This is a genomic window from Streptomyces africanus (genome assembly GCF_002150735.1).
Classification (GTDB): Bacteria; Actinomycetota; Actinomycetes; order Streptomycetales; family Streptomycetaceae; genus Streptomyces; species Streptomyces africanus.
This window is the reverse complement of sequence record NZ_MUKA01000490.1, coordinates 1-8,369: the sequence shown is the minus strand read 5'-3', so window position 1 is coordinate 8,369 and position 8,369 is coordinate 1. Positions and strand designations below refer to the sequence as shown.

Genomic DNA, 8,369 nt, shown 5'->3' with positions numbered 1-8,369 from the left:
TACCAGTACGCGCGCAACACGCTCATCGAGATGAACATGTCGCTGGTGCGGTTCGCGGCCCGCCGGTTCCGTGCGAGCGGCCAGTCGATGGAGGACGTCGTCCAGGTCGGCGTCATCGGGCTGATCAAGGCCATCGACCGGTTCGAGGTCTCCCGCGAGGTGCAGTTCACCAGCTTCGCGGTGCCGTACATCATCGGCGAGATCAAGCGGTTCTTCCGCGACACGTCCTGGGCCGTGCACGTTCCGCGCCGCCTCCAGGAGGCCCGTACGGAACTCGCCAAGGCCACGGAGGAACTGGCCTCACGCCTCGGCCGCGCGCCGAAGGTCGGGGAGCTGGCGGCGCTGATGAACCTCTCGGAGGAGGAGGTCGTCGAGGCCCAGGTGGCGGCGAACGGCTACCTGTCCTCGTCCCTGGACGCCGCGATCACCGGCGACTCGGAGGACAGCGACAGCACGCTCTCGGAGTTCATCGGCGAGGAGGACCCGGCCCTCGCGCTCGTCGAGGACTTCCACGCGCTGGCCCCCCTGGTCGCCGAACTCGACGAACGCCAGCGCCTCATCCTCCACCTGCGCTTCGTGGAGGAACTCACCCAGGCGGACATCGGCAAGCGCCTCGGCATCTCCCAGATGCACGTCTCCCGGCTGATCTCCCGAACGGTGGCCCGCCTGCGGTCGGGAATGCTGGCGACGGGCTAGGAGTGCTGTCCGGCTGATCATGTGGCCGTGACGGCACACAGTCAGTTCTCGCGGGCCGGACTGCGCCCGGTTGCGAGGCGTTTCCGCCCCTCGGGCACGGGCAGGACCGCCAGTGCGGTATCTGCGATGTTCCGCAGCGCCTCCGGGTCCAGGCCGGCCTTGCCCACCGCCTCGATACCGCGGACCACCGTCAGCAGCAGGGCCGCCAACCGCTCCGGATCCGCAGCGCTGTCGATGTCGCCGTGGCGCTGGGCGGCGCTGATCTCCGTCCGCAGCAGGGTCAGCAGCGCCGTCATGGTCTCGGCCGACCGTCCGGCGACCGCCGGATCGTGCTGGGCCAGTTCCGCCACTCCCTTGGCCAACAGGCACCCGCGGCGCTCGGTGTCGGAGGCGGTGTTCTCCGCCATGAGGTGCACGTATCCCGACAGCCGGGCCATGGCCTCCGCGTCCGGACCACCTGCCAGCCGCCCTTCGGCCACCTCGACGACTGCGGTGCACCAGTCGTCGAACACACGGTGGAACAGCTTGCCCTTGTCGCCGAACGCGCCGTACAGGCTGCCCTTGCCCAGGCCGGTCGCCTGGGCGATGTCGTCCATCCGGGTTCCTGCGTAGCCGGTCGCCCAGAACCGCTCCCGGGCCCGCTCCAGGACTTCGCGTTCGTCGAATGCGCGTGGTCTCGGCATGGCCTCAGCCTATCCATTCTTGACTCGATCGTCCATTACTGCCTACGTTATGGACGATCCATTCCACAACTGAAGGGCTTCGACATGCCAGGCGTGCTGCAGGAGAAGGTGGCCGTGATCACCGGAGGGACCAGCGGGATCGGGCTGGCCATCGCCCACCGCTTCGTCCGGGAGGGCGCACGGGTCTTCGTGACGGGCCGGGACATCGACCGCCTCGAAGCGGCAGTCAAGGAGATGGGCCCTGCGGCCACCGGCGTACGGTCCGACGTCTCGGTCCTGGCCGACCTGGACGCGCTGTACGCGCGAGTCCGCGAGGAGGCCGGACGCATCGACGTGCTGGTGGCCAACGCGGGGATCGTCGCGGACGCCGCGCTCGGCGCCCACACCGAGGCGAACGTCGACCTGACGCTCGCCGTCAATGTCAAGGGCCCACTGTTCACCGTTCAGAAGGCGCTTCCGCTGCTGGCGGAGAACGCCTCCATCCTGGTCGTCGGCTCGAGCAACAGCGTGCGGCCCAATGAGCAACTCGAGGTCTACAGCGCCTCGAAGGCGGCGGTGAGCAACCTCGTGCACAACTGGGCCCGGCAGTCACGGGAGCGCCGGTTCCGGGTCAACGTGCTCAGCCCGGGACCCACGCGGACCCCTGGCCTGCTGGGCGTCGCGGGGCCGGACGCCGACCGGTTCGCCGAGGCCGTCGTGCCCCTGGGGCGGCTGGCCGACGTCGAGGAAATCGCCGAGGCCGCCCTCTTCCTGGCTTCGGACGCCTCGTCGTTCGTCACCGGCGCCGAACTCTTCGCCGACGGCGGCTACACCCGGGCCTGAACGACGGCCGGTGGTGCGCGTCCGGTCCCCTCGAAGCGACGGGACGCTCTCCCCACCCCCTAGTGGTGCCAGGCGCGTCCGCCCGTGTTGTGGATGAAGCGCTGCAGCACCTTGAGGGTGGTCAGGTACTCCTCGTCGGAGATCCCCGCGTGCCGTTCCGCCCACAGCTCGCTCTGGAGTGCCGCGGCCTTGTCGTAGAACGCCTGGCCCTCCTCCGTGAGGGTCAGGCGCCCCTCGGAGTCCTCGGTGATCCAACCCTGGGTGATGGTCGCGTCGATCTCCTGTTCCATGGCTTCCGAGCCCGTGTCGAGGTAGTTCTCGAGGAGGCGGGACACCTCATGCCGTGTTTTGACCCGGTCGGCTCGAGCGACCTGTGCGAGAACCCACCACTGCGGCTGCGTGGTGCCGATCCCCGCGAGGGCGGCCCGGGTGCGGCTGACGACAGCCTTGAAAGCGGCCCAACTCCAGTAGCCGATGGGCTGCTGGATCAGTTCGGTGTCGCTGTGTGAGTACTCCACGGTCGGCCCCTCCGTCTTCGTCCGCGCTGGTTCGACACGACCGACCGTAGAAACTCAACCTCGCTTGAGGTCAAGCCATGATCATGGAGAGGCTCAGTCCCGAGACGACCACGGCGCCCCGCACAACACAGCGGCGCCCGAGCCGGCCGAAGCCGACCCGGGCGCCGCGTAGCCGGTCGGGGCTGTTTCCCCCGCCCGCCTCCGGTAGGCCCTGTGGGACTCGAACCCACAACCAATGGATTAAAAGTCCACTGCTCTGCCAATTGAGCTAAGGGCCCAGGCGATGTTGCCCCCACGAGCATAGCCGGACGAAGCCGAGTCTCCGATCGGGTATCGGTTCCCGGCCGTGGCGGAGCGGCAACTGACGCCGTGACGGCCGCGGATCCACCCGTACGGGACGGCAACGGCAGAGCGCCGCGGCCCGCCCGTAGGAGGGAACCGCGGCGCTCGTCACGCGTCGATGTCAGCCGTTGCGCTTCCAGCGCGGCTTGTCCTCGCGGCGGCCGAAGGAACCGCCGCCACGGTGGTCGTCACGCCGACCCTGCGGACGGTCGTGCCCGGGACGGTCATGGCCGCCGGCGCGGTAACCCGGACGGTCGTCCCGGCGGTCGCGGTTGAAGGGACGGTCGCTGCCGCGGTGCCCCGTGCGCTCGTCCCGGCGGAAGCCGCCGCGGTCGTCACGACGCTCGAACGGACGCCCGCCACGGTCGTCACGACGCTCGAACGAACGGCCGCCACGGTCGTCGCGACGCTCGAAGGAGCGACCGCCACGGTCGTCACGCCGGAAGCCGCCGCGCTCACCCCGGTCGCCCCGGTCGGCCCGGTCGTCCCGGCGGAAACCACCACGGTCACGGTCGCGGTCGAAGGAACGGCCGCCACGGTCACGGTCGCGGTCCCGGTCGCGGTTGAACCCACCGCGGTCGTCACGACGCTCGAACGAACGGCCGCCACGGTCGTCGCGACGCTCGAAGGAGCGACCGCCACGGTCGCCACGGTCGTCACGCCGGAAGCCGCCGCCGCGCTCCTCGCGCCGCTCCCGACGCTCGTACGGCGCGGAGGAAGTCTCGGCGCGCTCGGCGTCCTGCGCGGTCCGCTGCTCCGGCACCGACACCTCGACGCCGGCCGGAACCTCCGCGGACTCCCCGGACACCGCCGCCTGCGGCTCCTCGCCCCGCTCCCGGGCGACCCGCGCGAGCAGCCGGTCGGACTCCTCACGCAGCTCGTTCGCACGCCGCTGCGCCCGCTCCAGCTCCTTGGTGAGCTGGGCGACCTCACGCTCGGCCTGCTGCGCGGCGTTGCCCACGGACTCGGCCTGGACCTCGGTCATCGACCGGGCGCCGGTGATCTCGGCGACCTCCGGGTCGAAGGCGCCGGCGCCCTGGATGATGTGGCGCGTGGCGTCGACGCCCGCGTCCTCCATCAGCCGGAAGATCTGCCGCCGCTGGTGCGGCAGGGACAGGGAGACGACGGTGCCGGTCCGGCCCGCGCGCGCCGTACGGCCGGCGCGGTGCAGGTAGTCCTTGTGGTCACCGGCCGGGTCCACGTTCAGCACCAGGTCGATGCCGTCGACGTGGATACCGCGCGCCGCGACGTCGGTCGCGACGAGCACGTTGACGTACCCGTCCTTGAAGTCGGCCAGGGTCCGCGTCCGCGCGCCCTGCGTCATGCCGCCGTGCAGCGCGTCGGCCTTCACCCCGGAGTCGCGCAGCTGCTCGGCGACGCGGTCGGCGCCCAGCTGGGTGCGGACGAAGATGATCGTGCGGCCCTTGCGGGAGGCGATGGCCGCGGTGACCGGCGCCTTGTCCTTGGGCTTCACGATGAGGATGTGGTGCGACATGGTCGTCACGGCGCCCTGGGCGGCGTCCACCTCGTGGCTCACCGGGTTGTTCAGGTACCGGTCGACGAGGGTCTTGATCTCGTTCTCCATGGTCGCGGAGAACAGCATCCGCTGACCGCCCGCGGGGACCTGGTCGAGCAGCTCCGTCACCTCGGGCATGAAGCCCAGGTCGGACATCTGGTCGGCCTCGTCGAGAACGGCGATCTGCACGTTCTCCAGCGAGCAGGCGCCGCGGTTGATGATGTCGCGCAGCCGGCCCGGCGTGGCGACCAGGACGTCGACGCCCTTCTCCAGGGCGTAGATCTGGTTGCCCATGGACGTACCGCCGCAGACGACCTTCATCTTGAGGCCGAGGACGTCGCCGTAGGGCTGGAGCGCGTCGGCGACCTGCATGGCGAGCTCACGCGTCGGCGTGAGGATGACGGCCCGCGGCTTGTGCTTCTCGGTGCGGCCGCCGGCCAGCGTGGCCAGGGCCGGCAGACCGAAGGAGAGGGTCTTGCCGGAGCCGGTGCGGCCCCGGCCGAGGATGTCCTTGCCGAGCAGGGCGTCCGGGATGGTCGCGGCCTGGATCGGGAAGGGGGTGGTCACGCCGTTCTGCGCGAGCTTGCGGACGACGCCCTCGGGGAGACCGAGGTCGGCGAAAGTGACCTCGGGGGCGTCCTCGGCTGCCTCGTTCTCGGGCACGACGACGTGATCAGTACTGGCGATGGACATGCGAATGCGAAACCTTCCGGAGTCTCGTCGGCACGCGCCCGTCAACTCCGTGATTCGCGATTCGCAATACGACCGCCTCAATGCGGTCCACCACGGCAAGGGAGAGAGTACGCGCCACACGGCGCGCTCTGCAGTGGCGCCGGGCAAGATGGGATCAAACGATCTGCCACCATACGCACTCCGGGCCCCGCAAGGCAAACCGGACTCCGCTGGAGACAGTTGGGACGCCCCCCGTCGGCCAGTGGCCCGGAGAACCTCCCGTGGTCTGCCAACCGACCACCCCCCGGAATTGTTCCCGCCCGACGGCACAGACCGGCAGGGCTACGCCGGCGACCCCGCCTCCGGCGCCGGCTCACGCTGTTCCAGCTGCGGCCCCGGCGGCTCGTGCGCCGACGACGACGGCTCCGGCTTGTCCGTCGGCTCCGGCGACGTCGTCACCTCGGTCGGCGTCGGCGTGGGCTCGGGTTCGGCCGTCCGGGTGGGCATCGGCGGAGCCGGCGGCTTCGGCGTGGGCCTGGCCGGCTTCCCCGGCTTGTCGCGCCCGGGCGCGGGCGCGCTCACCACGGCGGACGGCGACACCCCCGGGGACGCCGGCTTCCCCGCCCCGCGGTCCTTGCCCTTCCTCCCCTTCTTGCCCTTGCCGTGCCCGCGCTCGGCGTCGGCCGCCGTCGCACCGAACCCGGTACCGCCGCCCGACGCCGAAGACCCGCCGTCGGGCGCCTCCCCGCCGTGCCGCCCGGTGGAGTGCGACGGCTTGGCGCTCCGTCCCGCGTCGTCGTCGCCGACGCTCATACAGCCGGCGGCAGCGGCGACGGCCACGACCGTGGCGGCCAGGCGGACGGGAACGTACAAGGGGCGCACGGGGCCACCTCCGGGAAGCGTGAGGGAGTCAACACCTCCAACTCCCCCCGCCCACAAGAGGACACGCGCCCCGCATTCACAACCGGCTCAGCCGTAACCCAGGGCGTGAAGGCGCGCGTCGTCGATGCCGAAGTGGTGCGCGATCTCGTGCACCACCGTGATCTCCGTCTCGGCGACGACGTCCTCCCGCGACTCGCACATCCGCAACGTCGGATTCCGGTAGATGGTGATCCGGTCCGGCAGCACACCGGCGTACCACTCGCCCCGGTCGGTCAGCGGAGTCCCCTCGTACAGCCCGAGCAGCTCGGGATCGTCCGAGGGCGGTTCGTCCTCGACGAACACCGCGACGTTGTCCATCAGTCGCGTCAACTCCGGCGGGATCCGGTCGAGCGCCTCGGCGACCAGCTCCTCGAACTCCTCGCGCGTCATTTCCAGCACAGGCCCATTGTCGGCCACGACACAGCCGTACGAGAGCCTTCCGGCGTCGCATATCCGGCCCGGGACTTGGGCATACGGGACCAATGGCCCGCGTCCCTGCCGCAGTCCTGAGTGTCCTGAACCCGATCCGCAAGGCCCCGCGCACCCTCGCCCGCCGCTACCGCTCCCGGCAGGCCCCGGCCACGATCGCACTCGTGCCGCAGCCGCACCCGTGGTCCCGTGCGGTGGGGCTCGTGGCCGTCGTGCTCCTCGGCGCCTGGCTGGGCCTGCTGGTCGTGGGCAATGTCCGGGTCCCGGTCGGCCCCATGAACACCACCATGACGCTGCGCCCCTCCTTCACCGGTGGCACCAAGATCAATGTCTCGCCCCTGGGCGCCCTCCAGCTGGACAGCCACATCGCCCCGGTCCGCCTGGACGTGAACGTCGACCAGCTCGACCCGGAGCGCTCCCAGGCCCTGGTCGACCACCCCGAGCGGCTCTCCGGCCTCCAGGACGAGGTCACCGAGGACGTCGGACGCGGCACCCTCGACCTGGCCGTCCGCTCGGGCGTCGCGGTCGTCGGCGGCGCCACCGCGCTCGGCCTCGCGGTCTACCGCCGCCCGCGCCGCGCCCTGGCGGCCGGCGGCCTCGCGCTCGCCCTCCTCGCCGCCTCGGGCGGCACGGCGTACGCCACCTGGCGCCCCGACTCCGTCCTGGAACCCAGGTTCTCCGGGCTGCTCTCCTCGGCCCCCTCCCTGGTCGGCAACGCGCGCAGCATCGTCACCGAATTCGACGTCTACCAGAAGGAACTGGCCCGCCTGGTCACCAACGTGACCAAGCTCTACGACGCCACCTCGACCCTCCCGGCCTACGCCCCCGACCCCTCGACCATCCGGGTCCTGCACGTCTCCGACATCCATCTGAACCCGGCGAGCTGGAAGATCATCGCCTCGCTGGTGGAGCAGTACAAGGTGGACGTGATCGTCGACTCGGGCGACACCATGGACCACGGCACGGCCGCCGAGAACGGCTTCCTGGACCCCATCGAGGACCTCGGGGCGCCCTACGTCTGGGTCCGCGGCAACCACGACTCGATGATCACGCAGCGCTATCTGGAGGGCCTGAAGAACGTTCACGTCCTGGACGACGGCCGGGCCCGGACGATCAAGGGCCTGCGCTTCGCGGGCATCGGCGACCCGCAGTTCACCCCGGACCGCTCGAAGCAGCCCGGCGCCGAGCAGTCCCAGGAACTGGCCGGAGCCCGCCTGGCCACAGCCCTGCGCGACGAGCGCACCGCCGGCCGCCCGGTGGACATCGCCATCGCCCACGAGCCGTCGGCGGCCCGCGAGGTCGACGGCGAGGTGCCGCTGGTGCTGGCCGGCCACATCCACCACGACGAGGTGGAAGTCCTGAAGTACGGCACCCGGCTCCGCATCGAGGGCTCCACGGGCGGCAGCGGCCTGCGCGCCATCGAGGGCAAGCACCCGGACCCCATCGAGGCGTCGATCCTGTACTTCGACCGGGACACCCGCCACCTCCAGGCCTGGGACGAGATCGAACTGGGCGGCCTCGGTCTCACGACCGCCGAGGTCAGCCGCCACCTCCCGGAGGAGAACCAGCCCGGCGCGACCGGGTCCCCCACCGCCCCCGCGTCGGAGTCCCCGGCGACCTCCCCGACGGCCTCCCCTTAAACCGTTTTGGCGATAGCTCCCGCCATCCCATATGCTTCTCACGTCCCCGACGCGCTGAGAAGCGCCCAGGCGGGCCGATAGCCCTCATCGTCTAGCGGCCTAGGACGCCGCCCTTTCAAGGCGGTAGCAC

At 71.0% G+C, this 8,369-nt stretch carries 8 protein-coding genes and 1 tRNA gene; 3 read left to right on the top strand and 6 right to left on the bottom strand.

Translation table 11 applies throughout. The features are described from left to right. On the top strand, positions 1–696 hold a 696-nt coding region (locus CCL05_RS40555), incomplete at its 5' end, for an RNA polymerase sigma factor SigF (RefSeq protein WP_086565588.1). A gap of 41 nt (positions 697–737) precedes the next feature. Here the strand turns inward: CCL05_RS40555 and CCL05_RS40550 are convergent. Next, positions 738–1,379: a TetR/AcrR family transcriptional regulator gene (locus tag CCL05_RS40550; RefSeq protein ID WP_086565587.1), complete on the bottom strand. Its 642-nt coding sequence runs from the start codon at positions 1,377–1,379 to the stop codon at positions 738–740. 84 nt (positions 1,380–1,463) lie between these two features. Between CCL05_RS40550 and CCL05_RS40545 the strand changes: the two genes are divergently transcribed. After that, a complete protein-coding gene (locus CCL05_RS40545) occupies positions 1,464–2,201 on the top strand; it encodes an SDR family NAD(P)-dependent oxidoreductase (RefSeq protein ID WP_086565586.1) in 738 nt (245 codons plus the stop codon). Positions 2,202–2,260: 59 nt separating this feature from the next. On the opposite strand, the gene CCL05_RS40540 is transcribed toward CCL05_RS40545, so the two are convergent. The 5 genes from CCL05_RS40540 to CCL05_RS40520 all read right to left on the bottom strand — a co-directional run bounded on the left by CCL05_RS40540 (position 2,261) and on the right by CCL05_RS40520 (position 6,569). After that, entirely contained in the window at positions 2,261–2,719 is a 459-nt protein-coding gene (locus tag CCL05_RS40540) for a MarR family winged helix-turn-helix transcriptional regulator (RefSeq protein WP_086565585.1), read from the bottom strand. Between the two features lie 205 nt (positions 2,720–2,924). Next, positions 2,925–2,997 (bottom strand) — tRNA-Lys (locus tag CCL05_RS40535). 185 nt (positions 2,998–3,182) lie between these two features. Further along, a complete protein-coding gene (locus tag CCL05_RS40530; protein WP_086565584.1) occupies positions 3,183–5,270 on the bottom strand; it encodes a DEAD/DEAH box helicase in 2,088 nt (695 codons plus the stop codon). A gap of 321 nt (positions 5,271–5,591) precedes the next feature. After that, a complete protein-coding gene (locus CCL05_RS40525) occupies positions 5,592–6,131 on the bottom strand; it encodes a hypothetical protein (protein WP_086565583.1) in 540 nt (179 codons plus the stop codon). 87 nt (positions 6,132–6,218) lie between these two features. After that, the gene (locus CCL05_RS40520) at positions 6,219–6,569 is read right to left on the bottom strand and encodes a metallopeptidase family protein (protein WP_010044994.1); all 351 of its coding nucleotides are present in this window, start codon (positions 6,567–6,569) and stop codon (positions 6,219–6,221) included. A gap of 83 nt (positions 6,570–6,652) precedes the next feature. On the opposite strand from CCL05_RS40520, the gene CCL05_RS40515 reads away from it, so the two are divergent. Then, positions 6,653–8,239, top strand: a complete 1,587-nt coding sequence (locus CCL05_RS40515; RefSeq protein WP_086565582.1) for a metallophosphoesterase family protein — start codon at positions 6,653–6,655, stop codon at positions 8,237–8,239. Positions 8,240–8,369 lie beyond the last annotated feature (130 nt).